The sequence below is a fragment of the Brachyspira innocens ATCC 29796 genome (genome assembly GCF_000384655.1).
Taxonomy (GTDB): domain Bacteria; phylum Spirochaetota; class Brachyspiria; order Brachyspirales; family Brachyspiraceae; genus Brachyspira; species Brachyspira innocens.
Window position 1 is genome coordinate 59938 of record NZ_ARQI01000118.1, and the last position, 15686, is coordinate 75623.

Consider the following 15686-nt stretch of genomic DNA (forward strand, 5'->3'; position numbering starts at 1 on the left):
AAAATTCTGGAGTTATGAGTAGTATGTTTAGACTTATTAGTATTGTATTGCTGATTTTTAGTATGGCAGTTAGTATATCATTTGCCCAAACTAATGAAAAAAACGTGTATGAAGGTGCACAGTATATAAGAAATGAAGAAGAAGCAAAAGCAGCTTATAGTTTAGCTTTGTATTATAAAGAAAGAGCATTAGCTTCCAAAACTGCAACAGCAGAAACTATTAAAGACTTGGAAAGTGCAAAAGTAATACTTTTAGAAGTTCTTAAATATGTTCAAAATAAAGATATATATATAACATTAGCAGAAACACATGAAGCTTTGGGAGAATATTATCAAAGTTCAAAAATTTATGATAATTTGGTTTTAAATAATCCTGAAGATATAGAACTGTTAGTTAAAGCAGCAGAAAGAAATATTTTTATAATAAACAATACAGACAAAGCAAGATATTATCTGCAGACTGCTTATGAAATAGATCCTTCAAATAATGATGCATTGATATTATTAGGTTTTACATACTATCAAAAAAGAGAATTTGAACAGGCTGTATATTATTTTAATAAAGTAAATGAAAATAACAGAGCAAGCAATAATTATATACAGTATTATAACTTTTATTATGGTATGAGTGAGTTTTATTTAAGTAAGTTTAATAATGCTCTATTAAAATTAAATAAACTTCAAAATGTTCAGTTAGCACCTAATGATGAGTATAGTGCTTCTTATGCAGTAGTAAAAAGCTATCAGGCATTAGAAAAATATAATGAAGCCTATTCCAACAGTATTCTAATTGATGACGCTTTATTTTTAAGTGCATATTTAAGTTTTATGGCTGATAAATATAATAATGAATTATTTGATGAAATAGATCCTTCATACCCTAATACTCCTAAAATATTATCAATAATTATGGAAGCAGAAACCAATGGATACAGCAATGCATTAAATATGATAGAAACTGATTTAGACAGAAGAGAAATAGATTTGGATATTATACAAACCTATTATAAAATGGTAAATGAAACAGGAAGCAAAGATGATAAAATAAAATCAGAAATGGATATAATATCATTCTATCTTATGATAAAAAATATAGATGCTTTACCTAAACATATAGACAATTTATTAAATTATGATAAAAGCGGAAAGTTTAATAATTTATATTTGCAGGCAGCATTAGAGTTTAAAAACCAGAATAATTATAAATCATCTAAAGAAATGATAGAAAAATATTTATCTTTGGATAATAAAGATATAAAAGAAAATGAATTAGTATCATTAGTATTAACAGCAAGCGATATAGGAGAGGCTAATTTAGCAATAAGTGCCGCTGAAAAATATGAAAAAACAAAATATTCATACAGCTATTTAAAAGCATATGCCTCATTTATCAATAAAGACAATGAAAATACTATTAAATATCTTAATGAAGACTTTGAATATTTTTCAAATAACAAATCAAATACAAATGATTATAGGATAAATATTCCCTATGTAACAGCATTAGCATCAGATAGTAAAGACTCAGCATTACTATATGCTAATTACAAATATTCATTAGACACAAACTCAGCTGAAAATATAAATAGCCTATCTTGGGCATTAACTGATTTAGGCGAAGATTTGGACAGAGCAATAAGTCTTTCAAAAAATGCCGTATCATTAGAACCAAAATCTCCTCACTATATAGATACTTTAGGAGTGGCATACTATAAAAAAGGCGATTATGATAATGCTTTAAGAACTTTATTAAAGGCATTATTATATATAGATGAAGGCTCTAAAGCTGAAATATACGCTCATATAGCAGATACTTATTACGCTAAAAATGATTATAAAAATGCTCTTAAATACTATAGAAAATCAATATCCTCTTATGAAAAAGAATTTGATTATGATGAAAATAGAATAAAAGAAAAAATAAAAAGTTTAACTGAGAATAATTAAATAGGTTTTATCATATATAATTTTTAGAAAGAGGATTTACAAATAATGATAAATAAAAATACTATTTTTTTAATTATATTTATATTAGTGTCGTCGGTTACTTTATTTGCTCAAAATGAAAAAGATGTAATGAAAGAGGCTTTTAACAGATTCTCAAAATCTCCTTTTACATCTATATATTCATCAGGCGGAGCGTTTTACAGCGGTGATGATTTAGACCAAATGCCTATGCTTGTTAATTATTATAAAAACAGCAATAATAAATATATGAATGTAGTTGACGGTCTCTTAGGAAGCCTTATATTTGATGCCGAAGTTAATAATAACAATCTTACATTAGACTTGCCTGAATCAGAAACTCCTTTAAAAAGAAATTTTGATGAGTTTGCATTGGAAGCTCCTATTATGCGTTTTCCAAAGGTTTATGCTGATATACTAGATTATAAATTTATAGACTTATCAAAAAAAATAGTAAGCAGTAACATCACACTTGGTAAAAATTGGCATACTCTAAAAATAGGCTATATAGACAGAGTAGATACAATAGTCTTTTCAGCTAGCTCATACAGAGTAAGAAGTTTTTCTACTGCTTTTATGGATAATGTTATTGATGTACAATTAGGCTCTTACACTACAGTTAATAATATACCCTACCCTCAGGAGTTTATTATGAAAAGCAAAACCGATAAAAGGGAGATAAGATACAATATTACAAATGTATCAGCAGGCGATAAAGCAAAACAAGATGCTAAAAAACTAGGCTGGTAATAAAATAATGTTTGATTATAATTCTATACTTGAAGATATAAGCTCTGTTACAAATATACAAATAACTGAAGAAAAGAAAAATAAACTTCTTAAATATGCAAATCTTGTAATGGATTATAATAAAAATGTTAATATTACAGGTGCTAAAACTACAGAAGATTTTTTTTATGACCATATAGCAGACAGTCTTTTGGCATTAAATATATTTCATGACTGTGATAATATAATAGATATAGGAAGCGGAGGAGGACTTCCGTCTATACCGCTTGCTATTATCTATAATAATAAAAAGTTCACATTATGCGAATCCAAAAATAAAAAGTGTGAATTTTTAAGACTTGCCAAAAAAGAATTAGAATTAAACAATATAGAAATAAAATGCATCAATGTTTATGAAATAAAAGAAAAATACGATACAGTAACTTCAAGAGCTTTTTCGGATATATCTACACTTATAAAAATTTTTAACAAACTTAAAAAAAATAAAAATTCAAAACTAGTATTGTATAAAGGCAAAATAGAAAAGATAGAAGAAGAACTATCTAATATCCAGAAAAATAAATATAATATAGAAATAAAAAAATTAGAAAATATAGATAAAGAACGCCATATATTAATTATCTCTTAATTTGCTTCGTTATTATCACCTTTAGTAGCGGTCTTCAAATCTACTCCAAGCATAAATAAGAATATAAAACCAATTACTACTATAGGCACTATCCCCATCATATGATAAACAAGAGCATAAGGAGCAGCAACAGTTCTGTCTACACCTATTAAAGAAAGTCCAAATATAATAGCCCATTCAAAAGGTCCTATTCCAGAAGGAGCAGAAGGCACAGCAAAACCAAAACCTCCCACAGCAAACATAAATAATGCTATTATAGGAGAAGCTTTAATATCAAAAGCCATAAGAAGGAAACTTATAGTAAGTATCTGACCTATAAGATAAAGAATAGTATAGAAAAATATTAAAAATATATGTTTGGCATCATTTTTAAATCCTATTCCGTCTATAAAATTGCATGAAAATAAAATTAGTTTATCACCAATATTTTTGGGAAGTATACCAAATACTTTATGAAATACCTTATGAGCAAAATCACGTTTCCAAACCAAAAATATTAATACCAAAAAACCAACTATAGATAAAACAAATAAAGCAATGGCTGCATATGTAACAGTCTGAGGCAGATTAGGTATAAATATAACAGAAAGACAAAGTATAACTCCTCCTGTTATAACATCAAAAAGTCTTTCAGTAACAACTGAGGCTATCAATGCAGATTTGCTTACATCCTCTTTAACACCTAATATATAAGCACGTGCTACCTCACCAAGTTTGGCTGGGAGTATATTATTTCCCATATATCCTATATATGTGGCCATAACAACTGTTCTTTTTTTTATATGTTTTTTAAGAGGTATAAAACATTCCCATCTTAATCCTCTTAATGCTATTATAATAATGCTTAATATAAGAGAAATAACAAAATATAAAATATTAATATTTTTTACTACCTCTAATGATTCTTTTATATTAATACCTCTAAAGGCAAAATACAAACATACTATACTAATAACAATTCCTACTATAACCTGTATAATAGTTTTATGCGTTTTATTCATTAAAAATATCCATTATCTCACGAAATTTTTCATAAGAGCAATAAAGTTATCAAAATCATTAAGCATATCTCTTGCAATATCTAAATTAAATTTAGGCAAATACTGAATTTTGTTTGCATTGCTTATTTCTACCTTTGTACCGTTAGCACAGTCTTCAAGTATATTCTTTACTATAGTAGTTAAATCTAAAACAGCATTATAAACACTAAGAATTATTTTATTTCCTTCAGCATCTATCTTATTAACCATAGTCTCTATTAGATCTCTATTTGCATTAGCCTTATTTTTTGATACTATCCAGCCTTTAAGACGCTTAAAGTTTTCAGATTCCGGACTTAATGTAGTATCAAATTTCTGTATAACTTCTCTTGCATCATTTAATATATAAAAAGCATCTAACCCTAATGAATTTCTATCTTTATGAACAAATTCAGCCCCCAAAAACATATCATTAAGCGGATCTTTATAATTTACATCAAACATCTCTATAATAAAAGTTTTTATATATTGAAGCGGCTCTACACAAGTAAATATAGGGCAGTCAAATTTTTCCAGCTGTTCATTTTTCTCTTCATTAACATTTGATAGTTTTAATATTTCTATACCGCTAAACATTTTATTACGCATTCCAGCTATTTTACTGCTCTTTATATCAGCAACTATACTGTCCATATCTTTTTTGAGATTATTAGTAAAATCTGTAATATAATTTACAAATATATTCACATTTGAAGGACTTACTGTGCATTTGTATGTAAAATCTTTAAGCAGATATACTATAATATCATGAAGCAGATTAGGAGTCTGCAGATATTTTACCCTTGCAAGGAAAGATTTAATATTTTTTTCAGCAATAGCAGGAACACCTAAATACTGCTGAAAAACATTTAAAGCAGATAAAAGCTCTTTTCTTATTACTATAGAACTAATAGCATAATCAAGTTTTACCAAGTCATCAACTATCTGCATGTTAGAACTAGGCTTAAACTGAGGGTTAGAACTATAAGCACCGTCTACAAATGAAGGACAGAAAGCTCTTAAAAATAAGAAGAAATCAAAATTTGAAAGCTGAGCAAAGTCTTTCAAAAGATTAAATGTCAAATTTATTTCTTTTCCGCTTTCACCGCTTATATATTTTTTAAATTGAACAAAATTATTTTTTACTTCACCAAATACTGAATTAGGATTATTGCCTTCCTGTATTTTAGCAAGCATATAATCTCTATTTAAAGTAGAATATATTTCTTTAATTTCGCTGCTGAAAGAAAACTCTATCAAATAATACGAAAACTGTTTGCCGTCTTTTACTATAAACTCTTCTTTTAGAGGTGCAAGCAAAGGACCTATAACCTTATACATTTCAAATATAAATTTAGCACAAGTAACTGTAAGAGCTTTAGTTTTCAAATCTACAAAATCATATTTCTGCTTTGATATTCTGTCCGAATATTCTTCCATACGCATTTTTTCTACTAATTCGGGCGTTCTTATGTTAAATAAATTGTACTTAATATAATCAAAAAAATTCACTGTTACGATACCCCATTAACGTTTTTTAAAATTTTAGATACCATATAATATATACTAAATTAACTAATATTTAAAGTTTTTTTTAAATAATTTTTACTATTGAAAAGTGCCTATTCTTTAACAGCATTCAAAGCATTTCTAGCTTCTTCATAATTATTATCTATTTCTAAAGACTTTTCAAAATTTTCTATAGCAAGTTTCTTGTTTCCAGCAGCAGCATGTATCAAACCTATATTATAATATACTAATTTGTTATTCTTATCAACATCTAAAGCTTTTTCCAGATATCTTATTGCCATTTTATTGCTGTTTTTTTTCTTGTAGCAGGAAGATATATTGCATAATACATAAGGATTAAGTCCTTCATAATTGGCATTAACTTCATGAAAAAGTGAAAGTGCCTTATCATAATCCTCATTATGATGATATATGCAGCCAAGTAAATTAATTATATCATTTGTAGGTTTAGCATCATAGGCAAAATTGGCATATTCCAAGGCTATATCATACTCTCTCCAAGCAAATGACTGAAAAGCTATATATGAACATCTTTTATAATCTTTCGGTCTTATTTTTGTATTTCTGGATAACTCTAATGCCTTTTCTAAATAATCTTTTCTATTTTCTTTATCCATAACAGCCATATATTCATATACAAAAGCATTTTCTTTACCGATTTCTATAAGTTTATGGAAATAATTCAAAGCATCATCATACTGATTTTTTTTCATATTTAAAAAAGCTGTCATATACAATGCTTCTGGATAATCAGGGCTGTTTAATAATATTGAGTTATAATACTCTTCAGCATCTTTAAGCCTAGCTTCTTTAAGAGCAATTCTAGCCAAAATAGATAAAGTATACGGATCATTAGGCTTTTTTTCTAAAATAGCATTATACTTATTTAACTGCTTAGCATATTTACTAGCCATAAACAAACTCACTAAATTATTTTTATAATAATGTATATAATACAATAATTTATAATATATGTAAAACAATTATTAATCAATTATTCATAAAATTTTAACATCATATCCTTTCTATAATCGGCAAATCTGTCATTTTCAATAGAACTTCTTAAATCTTTCATAAATCTCTGCATAAACCTAACATTATGTATGGTCATAAGCGTAGAAAATAGTATTTCATGTACTTTATCCAAATGATTAAGATATGCTTTAGAGAAATTACGGCAGGTATAGCAATCACATTTATCTTCAAGAGCTGTATCATCTGTTCTGTATTTTGAGTTTCTTATTCTAACAATACCATTCATAGTAAATGCTTCACCATTTCTTGCATTTCTAGTAGGCATAACACAGTCAAACATATCTATACCTTCCATAACAGCATTAAGTATATCACGCGGCTCACTAACCCCCATCAAATAACGAGGTTTGCTCTTATCTGTATAAAGCATTACTTTGGAAAGCACATCATGCATCTTCTCTGGAGTTTCACCTACAGAAAGTCCTCCTATTGAATAAAAAGGAAAATCCATATTTACTAAAGTCTCAGCACTCTCTTTCCTTAAATCATCAAACATACCGCCCTGTATAATTCCGCCTAGATACTGATATTCGCTGTTTGGCATGCTGTCATGATAGTCTTTACATTCTTTAGCCCATTTATGAGTTCTAAGCATTGCCTCTTTGGCATATTCATACGAAGCATCATGCTTTGAACATTCATCAAGACACATTATAAAGTCAGCCCCTATAATATGTTCTGCTTCCATTACACTTCTAGGAGTAAAAAGATATTTAGATCCGTCAATATGGGAGCTAAACTCAACACCGTCATTATTGATATTTCTTAATTTAGCAAGCGAAAATACCTGAAATCCGCCAGAGTCTGTAAGCATAGCCCCTTTCCAAGCCATAAATTTTTTAACTCCGCCAAATTTCTTTAATACTTCAAGTCCGGGCTTTAATACCAAATGATATGTATTAGCAAGTATTATTTTGCTTTCTGTTTCTTCTATCATAAGAGGAGTTAAAGCCTTAACAGTAGCTTTTGTACCTACTGGCATAAAAACTGGCGTATCTATCTCTATACCATTTATTTCAATTTTTCCTAGTCTTGCTGAAGTTTGAGAACTTGTTTTTAATACATTAAAAGAAAATGACATACAATACCTTTATTTAAAATATTTAAATTCTATTTTATATGAAAATGAATAAATATCAAATTTTATAATATAAAAAGGGGACTTATAAAGCCCCCAAATAAATATATACAACAAAAATATTATCTTATTGTCTTTAAAAATATATTATATTTTCTGTTTTATAGTCCTTAAAACGTATACATATGTAATTCGCTAATAATAAAAAACAGCCGTTTTAGATTTATTAATTTATTTATTTATAAGATATTGTCCTTTATAATTAAAATAATATACTAACATCTATATACTATATCATGTTGTATTATTTTTATCAAAAAAAATTTATTAAAACAACAATATTTTTTATCACATCTACATATTTATAAAATATTATTAATACATATAATACAATAAAAAAGCTCTGCATTCCATAAAAGAAATTCAGAGCCTTTAATTTTATTTTTATTTATCTGCTGCCGTCTGGAAGCTGGAATACATTTACTGCCGCCATTAATTCCTCAGACTGAGCAAATAATAATTCAGCAGAAGCAGTTGCCTCCTCTACTAAAGCAGCATTTTTCTGCGTTGTAGCATCCATTTCATTAACAGCAACCTTTATCTGATCTATTCCCTTTTGCTGTTCAACTGCACTCTGACTTATACCTTCCATAATTTTTGAAGCATCTTCTATTTTATTTTGTATATCTATAAATATTTCCTGAGATTCTCTGGCTGTACCTGTAGCTTTGTCTATTTTCTCATAAACATTTTCTATCAAGTCAGTAATACTTTTTACTGAAGTCTGAGTAGTCTGAGCCAAGTTTCTTACTTCGCTTGCAACAACAGCAAAACCTTTACCCTGTTCTCCAGCACGTGCTGCCTCTACAGAAGCATTAAGTGCTAATATATTAGTCTGAAATGCTATATCTTCAATAATCTTTGTAATATCTTTAATTTTAGAACTAGCTTCATGAACTTCTTCTATATTTGAGGTTGTTTCTGATATAATATTACCTGCATTCTCTACAGAAGTTTTTGATTCTAATATCATATTATTTCCGCTTATAGATTTATCAGCAGAATCTTTTATAGTTGATGAAATTTCAGCCATAGAAGCAGATGTCTCTTCAATACTAGCAGCCTGACTTTCTGTTCTGTGTGCCAAGTCAGTATTTTGTTCTGATAATTCTTTAGCAGCCATAGTTATATTATTAGCAGACTCTACAACTACTCTTATAGTCTCTACAAGCTTTATTCTCATAGCAACGAATGCATTTGATAATTCTCCAAGCTCATCTTTACGTTTTATTTTTTGTTTTGTAGTTCTTAAATCACCTTCTGCTATCTCTTTAGCCAATCCGACTAATATATTTAAAGGTGCTGTTATTGAACGTATAAATGCTGAAATAAATAGTGCTATAACTACTATAGCAATAATAGATATAATTATCATCATTCTCATAAGAGCTGCATTAGCCTCATATATTTCAGACTCTGTAGCAGAAACACCCAATACCCATGGCATAGAGTTTAATGTAATAAATGATGATACCTCTGTTCATTATCAAAAATATATGTCAATATACCTTTTTTCATATTAAATGCTTCTGAGAATTGCTGCGGTGCTGGTACATTAATATTTTCTGTTTTACTATGTATTTTTATAACTAAATTTCTATCTATAGCATACATATTGCCTGTTCTTCCTATAACTAAAGGCTCTATATGGCTTTTATTCAAAGTTGACCAGTCCAGCATAACATATAAATATCCAATTACCTGACCATTATCATTCATAACCTTTTCGAGCAGAATTAAAGACCAGCCTCCAGTAGTTAAAGAACGTGTTATATCTTCTCCAAAAACACCCCTTGAATTATTATTTATTTTCTCTCTCAAATCATGGTGTATATTAAAAACATTCTGACCTACGAGATCAGCATTATCAGAATCTATAAGTATAGCACCATTAACATCGGATAACCCTATATTAATAGCATATTCATTTAATGATTTGAATTTCTTAAGATTATTTAAAGCAATAGTTTTTAAATCATCAGTTTTTAATTCTAAATATCTTATTAATTCTTCAGATGTTCCATAAATACTGGCAATGGTTAATTGATCATAAAACCAAGTATCAAGAAGCGAAGCATACCCCATTACAGTATTATTATATCCTGTATATGTAGCATTTTTAATACTGGCAGATGCTTTGATTTCTGTTATAACAATTAACGCTATAATAAAAACTGTAACCATAGAAATAATAATAAGGGGCATCTTAATTTTTAAACTTTGGAACTTTCTCATAGATAATATTCTCCGAAATTAATAAAATATTTTTACATAATAAAATTATAATTATTTTTTAAAAAAAGTGTTATAGTTTTTTATATTATACAATAATTCATTAAACTAAATACCGTTGGAATATATATTCTTTATATAATCATAAGGAAGCAAAGAATTTTTATCGGTATAAAAAAAACTGCCTATAGAGGCTGTTTCTGAAGAATATACAGTAATATTGCTTAATATATTTTTATTTGTAGAATAAATATTAATGTTATATCCATTTTTAGAATCACCTATTTTTAGTATCACTTTATTTAAAGATATGCTATTTAAACTTTTTATTATAAAGTCTATATCATTGGTATCAGTTATAGATATTGATACACCTTTATAGGATATATCTATTTTTGACACACTTTCAGGATAGCATCGTATACCATTAATAGGTACTTTATACCATAAAACTACTATTATTATAATAAATAATGGAATAAAACCAACAGCTTTTTTTAATTTCTTTTTCATTATTCTTACTTTTCTATATCGGGAAGAAAGTATAACATATAAAATATTATTTATCAAATATTAAATAAAAAAAATATATTTAATTATTTATTATTTTAATAAAAAATAAATAATTAATTATATATTTTTAATATAAAAAAACGATAAATAACTAGATATATTTTAGAATATATAATACTATTTAACTAATATTTTATTAGTGAGGCTTTAAACATGAAAAAAAGACATTCTATAAGATTTAAAATGCCATTAACTATAAGTATAATAACAACTATACTTCTAATAATCACAATAGTTATATTGTCTTACAGATCATACGTAGGTATTACTAAATCAACATATGACGGATATCATAATACTGTAGGCGGATATAAAAATATGCTTGATACTTGGTTTGAGGAAAATAATACTTTAGTAAAAACATATTCTATTACACCTGCTGTTATTAATTATCTATCAGGTAATAAAACCCCTGAGGAAAGCACCGCACTAATAAGAGCTCTTCAGCAGTTTGAAAGCATAAATAAATATTCTATAGACATAGGAATAACTGATGAAAACGGAATAATACTTCAAAACGCTAAAAACGTAAATTTAGGAAGAAATATAAAAGAATTAAGACCTGGTATTTGGGATAATCTGCTTCAAAATAATTATGATTCAGCTTACGGAACTCAAATAATAAAATCATCTTCTGGAAATGAAATGACTTTTTCTATTATTGCAGGAGTAAAAAATAATGGAACATTTGCAGGAACTATATATATGATTCTAAACTGGGACGCTTTAGTTGCAAAACTTCAGGAACTTCAATTATCAGAAAGCGGAAGATTAATGGCTATCAATAATGAAAGAAATATAATGCTTGATACTAGAAATCAGGTAAATACTCCTGCAAATGAAAGTTACGCAGAAGTTATAAACTCTGGACAATCTGAAGGAATGCTTCAATATATTTCTGATTCTAACGGAGAAAAAAGGACTGCAGTATACACTAAAATGGATACTCTCCCTTGGACATTATCTATGGCTACTGACAACAGAATAATATATGCTGAAAATATACGTATGATTAGAATAGCTATAATAGTATGTGTATTATCAATTATATTTATAAACCTTTTCTCTGTATCATATATTACTAAAACTATGAGTCCTTTGGATAAATTAATGAAAAAAGCAAACAGAATATCTGAAGGAAATATAGAAATTAATAAAAATGAAAATACAAGAAAAGATGAATTTGGAGAACTAGAAAAAGCATTTAATATAATGAGTGAAAAACTTGCTAATGTTGTAAGCGATGTTAATGAGGCCTCTAATGAAATAGTTTTAGCTTCTCAAAGAATGATGGAAAGCAGTGTTGAACTATCCGGCAGAACAGAATCACAGGCTTCAAGTTTGGAAGAAACTGCTTCAAGTTTAGAAGAGATAGTTTCTACAATAAAAGCTTCAGCAGACAATTCGGTATCTGGAAAAAATATGATGTCAGAATCTATGGAATATATTGAAGGAGCAGCTAATATAATAGCACAGACAACTTCAAATATAGAAGATGTTCATCAGGCTAGCGATAAAATAAAAGATATAACAAAAATAATAGAAGATATAGCATTTCAGACTAATATATTGGCACTTAATGCTTCAGTAGAGGCAGCACGTGCTGGAGAACAGGGTAAAGGTTTTGCTGTTGTCGCAAGCGAAGTAAGAAACTTAGCTCAGACTACTCAAAGCTCTGTTAAAGATATTACAGCCCTTGTTGATAATACCGCAGAAAAAATAGATACTGCTACAAAAACGGCAAGAGAATCTCAGGAACTTTTTGTTCAGCTTCAGGAGAAAGTGTCTGGTACTTCTGAATTAATGCAGAATATAAGCAGCACTTCATTAGAACAAGAAGCAGGAGTTTCTCAAATAAGTATAGCTATCAATAATATAGAAAGTGCCACTACACAGAATGCTTCTTTAGCCGAAGAGTCAAGCGAACTTTCAAAGAAATTATTTGACAAAGCTAAGTTTTTGGAAGAAAGTATTAAGTTTTTTAATATTTCTAAATAGCTATAAATTAATAATTTTTTGATATTTTTAATATATGAAGAAAGTTAATTTTTATCAATTATTATCTTTAATAATATTCTATAAAAAATATAAGATTCCCGAGAGTAATTTTTATTTTAGGCAGGCTGTCTAATTAAAAAATATCATTTTCAAATAAAAAATAATAAATAAAATAAGGAAGTACTATATGAAAAAAATAGCATTAATACTATTATATTTCACTTTTTTAATATCATGTTCAAATACAAAAACAGATAACGGTCTTTTAATAAATATAGGACCAGAACCTAAAACTTTAGACCCTACATATACAGAAACATATGACGGTTCTGCATATATAGCTCATACATTTGAAGGATTAACTTCAAGGGACAAAGATGATAAATTAATTCCCGCCGCTGCTGAAAGCTGGGATATAAGCGATGATTATTTAACATATACTTTTCATTTAAGAACAAATGCTAAATGGCATGACGGAGTGCCAGTAACAGCAAATGATTTTGTATATGCTTGGAGAAGAGCAGTTGATCCTAAAGCGGCAAGTTCTGTAAGCTATCAGCTAAACCCTATAAAAAATGCAGCAAAAATCATTAACAGCGAACTTCCTATAGAAGAATTGGGAGTAAAAGCATTAGATGATTATACTTTAGAAGTTACATTAGAAAGTCCTACTGCATACTTTTTGGACTTGCTTGCAATTACGATATACAGTCCTCTTAGAGAAGATATTATAAACGAATATGGAGATTCTTGGAGTCAAAAAAAATATATAGGCAACGGACCTTATTATGTAAGCGAACATATTAATAATGATAAATTAGTAATGATAAAAAGCACCAATTATTGGAACAGCGAAAATATCACTGCTGAAAAACTTACATTTGCACTTTTAGATAATCCTAATACTATAGTATCTTCTATAGAAAACGGTACTTTGATGTTTGGAAGCAATCCGCCTCTTCAGGATATACCAAAATTAACAGAAGAAGGATATATTGATTATGTTCCTTTACTTGCCATTTATTTTTTATCTGTTAATACTACAAATGAAGTGCTAAAAGATAAAAGAGTAAGAAATGCTCTTTCTCTTTCAATAGACAGAAACTATATAATAAAAAATGTTACTAAAGGTGCAGAAACTCCTGCTGCTGCTTTAGTTCCTCCTCCAGTATATGATATAGAAGGATCTTTCAGAGAAAATGGAGGAGATTATTTCAGCACAAAAGAAGAGGATTATGCTAAAAATATAGAAGAGGCAAAAAGACTGCTTGCTGAAGCTGGATACCCTGACGGAAAAAATTTCCCTGTTATAGAGTTTACTGTTGAATCAGAAAGTTCAAAAAATATATTTGAAGCTGTGCAGCAGATGTGGAAAGAAAATTTAAATATAGATACTGTAGTTAATCAGCTTGAATGGGGAGTATTTATGCAGACTACCAGAGGAGATAAAAATTTCCAAATAGCACGTTCTGGCTGGATGGGTGATTATAATGATCCTATGACTTTTCTTGATACTTTCTTAAGCTACAGCCCGCAAAATACAGGAAGCTATTATAATAAAGAATATGAAGAGCTTATAAAATCTGCACTTACTAATGGTGATAAAGTTTCAAGAATGCAGACACTTCATAAGGCAGAAGATGTATTGATGGCTGATATGCCTTTCATACCTTTGTATTTCTACAGCAGAGTTATACTTGTAAGACCAGAACTAAAAGGTGTTATGATTAGTGCTGTTATACCTCCAAGATTCTTTTATGCTTATATAGAAAAATAAATAAAAAATAAAAATGGGGCTTATAATATATTATTATTGGGCCCTATTTTTTGATTATTAAACAATACATACTCAAAAATTATCCAGTAATTATTAATTTTTAAAAATTGTTTTACCGCAAGTATATACTAAAAATTTTTAACTTTGTCAATTTTTTTATTCAACTTTTGGCAAAGCCCACTGCACACCTGCCTACGGCACACAGAGCGAGGCAGACAGCGTTACAAAAGAAGTTGGGTGCGGCACCAAATATTTCAAATTAAAAAATTAATTTGTGACAAATTATAGTTGTTTAGGTATATTATAAGCATTCTATAAAATTAAAATAATATTGAAAAAATAATAATATATGATATGTTTATAATATATTTCTATTAATGGGGGTAATAGTTATGAAAAAAATAATCATCATATTAATAAGTATATTTCTATTATCATGCGGCGGCAACAGCGGTACATCTACTAATCTTTATTCTCAATCTTCTTCTGACACTTCAAACGGAGCAGAAGTTACTGAAGAAGAAATGCTCAATGAAAGATCAAGTGAAAATATTGAAAGAAAATTAATTATAACTGCTAATATAACAATTAATTCAAAAGATGTTGAAAAAACATATAAAAGCGTAGAAGAAAAAATAAAAGAATATGAAGGATATTTTGATAATGTAGAATCCTCAAAAAACAGATATTACCTTACAATAAGTGATAACCCCAACAAAAAACGAGTCAAAAAACAACTAATATATTCATATAATTAATTGCATAATATTAAATATGAGTTTAATTTGTGGAGTTATCATTATCTATAAATTCATAATTATTTAACAATAGATGCTCAATTAATTTAAATATATATTGAGCATCTTCTTCAGATACAGATTTAATTTCATGATTAGCTTCATTTCCTATTTCTCTAACTTTATCTATAAGCCCCTTTTGTTTTTTATGTATGATACCTTCATTGTATAAATAATCTATATAGTTTTTGAATGTATCTCCTTCTTTAGCTCCTTCAATAACAGCTACATTCATTAATATTTTT

Annotated in this window: 12 protein-coding genes and 1 pseudogene; 6 read left to right on the forward strand and 7 right to left on the reverse strand. The window is 28.1% G+C overall.

Annotated features, from left to right (window positions below; all coding sequences use genetic code 11):
* Positions 1-23: 23 nt before the first annotated feature.
* Genes F811_RS0109920 through rsmG form a run of 3 tightly spaced genes read left to right on the forward strand, consistent with a single transcriptional unit; the run spans position 24 to position 3342 of the window.
* A complete protein-coding gene (locus tag F811_RS0109920; RefSeq protein ID WP_020005094.1) occupies positions 24-1946 on the forward strand; it encodes a tetratricopeptide repeat protein in 1923 nt (640 codons plus the stop codon).
* 45 nt (positions 1947-1991) lie between these two features.
* On the forward strand, positions 1992-2714 hold the full coding sequence (locus F811_RS0109925; RefSeq protein ID WP_020005095.1) for a hypothetical protein: 723 nt from the start codon (positions 1992-1994) through the stop codon (positions 2712-2714).
* A gap of 7 nt (positions 2715-2721) precedes the next feature.
* Positions 2722-3342 (forward strand): 16S rRNA (guanine(527)-N(7))-methyltransferase RsmG, encoded by a 621-nt coding sequence (gene rsmG / locus F811_RS0109930; protein WP_020005096.1) that lies wholly within the window; start codon positions 2722-2724, stop codon positions 3340-3342.
* On the opposite strand, the gene F811_RS0109935 is transcribed toward rsmG, so the two are convergent.
* The 6 genes and pseudogenes from F811_RS0109935 to F811_RS0109960 all read right to left on the reverse strand — a co-directional run bounded on the left by F811_RS0109935 (position 3339) and on the right by F811_RS0109960 (position 10809).
* Entirely contained in the window at positions 3339-4343 is a 1005-nt protein-coding gene (locus tag F811_RS0109935) for a lysylphosphatidylglycerol synthase transmembrane domain-containing protein (RefSeq protein ID WP_020005097.1), read from the reverse strand. The two genes, rsmG and F811_RS0109935, sit on opposite strands and share 4 nt — an antisense overlap.
* Before the next feature lie 12 nt (positions 4344-4355).
* On the reverse strand, positions 4356-5873 hold the full coding sequence (locus tag F811_RS0109940) for a DUF5312 family protein (RefSeq protein ID WP_020005098.1): 1518 nt from the start codon (positions 5871-5873) through the stop codon (positions 4356-4358).
* 110 nt (positions 5874-5983) lie between these two features.
* Positions 5984-6805 (reverse strand): tetratricopeptide repeat protein, encoded by an 822-nt coding sequence (locus F811_RS0109945; protein ID WP_020005099.1) that lies wholly within the window; start codon positions 6803-6805, stop codon positions 5984-5986.
* 80 nt (positions 6806-6885) lie between these two features.
* Positions 6886-8007, reverse strand: a complete 1122-nt coding sequence (gene tgt, locus F811_RS0109950; RefSeq protein ID WP_020005100.1) for a tRNA guanosine(34) transglycosylase Tgt — start codon at positions 8005-8007, stop codon at positions 6886-6888.
* 445 nt (positions 8008-8452) lie between these two features.
* Positions 8453-10299: pseudogene (locus F811_RS17175) on the reverse strand (methyl-accepting chemotaxis protein).
* Between the two features lie 105 nt (positions 10300-10404).
* Positions 10405-10809 carry a hypothetical protein gene (locus F811_RS0109960; RefSeq protein WP_020005101.1) on the reverse strand — a complete coding sequence of 135 codons (405 nt, stop codon included), beginning with the start codon at positions 10807-10809 and terminating at the stop codon, positions 10405-10407.
* Between the two features lie 213 nt (positions 10810-11022).
* On the opposite strand from F811_RS0109960, the gene F811_RS0109965 reads away from it, so the two are divergent.
* The 3 genes from F811_RS0109965 (at position 11023) to F811_RS15720 (ending at position 15402) form a co-directional block, all read left to right on the forward strand.
* Positions 11023-12867, forward strand: a complete 1845-nt coding sequence (locus F811_RS0109965) for a methyl-accepting chemotaxis protein (protein ID WP_020005102.1) — start codon at positions 11023-11025, stop codon at positions 12865-12867.
* Between the two features lie 187 nt (positions 12868-13054).
* Positions 13055-14644: a peptide ABC transporter substrate-binding protein gene (locus F811_RS0109970; RefSeq protein ID WP_020005103.1), complete on the forward strand. Its 1590-nt coding sequence runs from the start codon at positions 13055-13057 to the stop codon at positions 14642-14644.
* A 392-nt stretch (positions 14645-15036) separates the two neighbouring features.
* On the forward strand, positions 15037-15402 hold the full coding sequence (locus F811_RS15720) for a DUF4349 domain-containing protein (RefSeq protein ID WP_020005104.1): 366 nt from the start codon (positions 15037-15039) through the stop codon (positions 15400-15402).
* A gap of 22 nt (positions 15403-15424) precedes the next feature.
* On the opposite strand, the gene F811_RS0109980 is transcribed toward F811_RS15720, so the two are convergent.
* Positions 15425-15686, reverse strand: a 262-nt coding sequence (locus F811_RS0109980; RefSeq protein WP_020005105.1) for a DUF4145 domain-containing protein, incomplete at its 5' end; no start/stop codon positions are given.

What these genes read in the sequence shown, in the direction of transcription:
- rsmG (WP_020005096.1), top strand. Translation starts at nt 2,722, where the DNA reads ATGTTTGATTATAATTCTATACTTGAAGATATAAGCTCTGTTACAAAT.
- F811_RS0109970 (WP_020005103.1), top strand. Translation starts at nt 13,055, where the DNA reads ATGAAAAAAATAGCATTAATACTATTATATTTCACTTTTTTAATATCA.
- F811_RS0109920 (WP_020005094.1), top strand. Translation starts at nt 24, where the DNA reads ATGTTTAGACTTATTAGTATTGTATTGCTGATTTTTAGTATGGCAGTT.
- F811_RS0109960 (WP_020005101.1), bottom strand. Translation starts at nt 10,809, where the DNA reads ATGAAAAAGAAATTAAAAAAAGCTGTTGGTTTTATTCCATTATTTATT.
- F811_RS0109935 (WP_020005097.1), bottom strand. Translation starts at nt 4,343, where the DNA reads ATGAATAAAACGCATAAAACTATTATACAGGTTATAGTAGGAATTGTT.
- tgt (WP_020005100.1), bottom strand. Translation starts at nt 8,007, where the DNA reads ATGTCATTTTCTTTTAATGTATTAAAAACAAGTTCTCAAACTTCAGCA.
- F811_RS0109945 (WP_020005099.1), bottom strand. Translation starts at nt 6,805, where the DNA reads ATGGCTAGTAAATATGCTAAGCAGTTAAATAAGTATAATGCTATTTTA.
- F811_RS0109925 (WP_020005095.1), top strand. Translation starts at nt 1,992, where the DNA reads ATGATAAATAAAAATACTATTTTTTTAATTATATTTATATTAGTGTCG.
- F811_RS15720 (WP_020005104.1), top strand. Translation starts at nt 15,037, where the DNA reads ATGAAAAAAATAATCATCATATTAATAAGTATATTTCTATTATCATGC.
- F811_RS0109965 (WP_020005102.1), top strand. Translation starts at nt 11,023, where the DNA reads ATGAAAAAAAGACATTCTATAAGATTTAAAATGCCATTAACTATAAGT.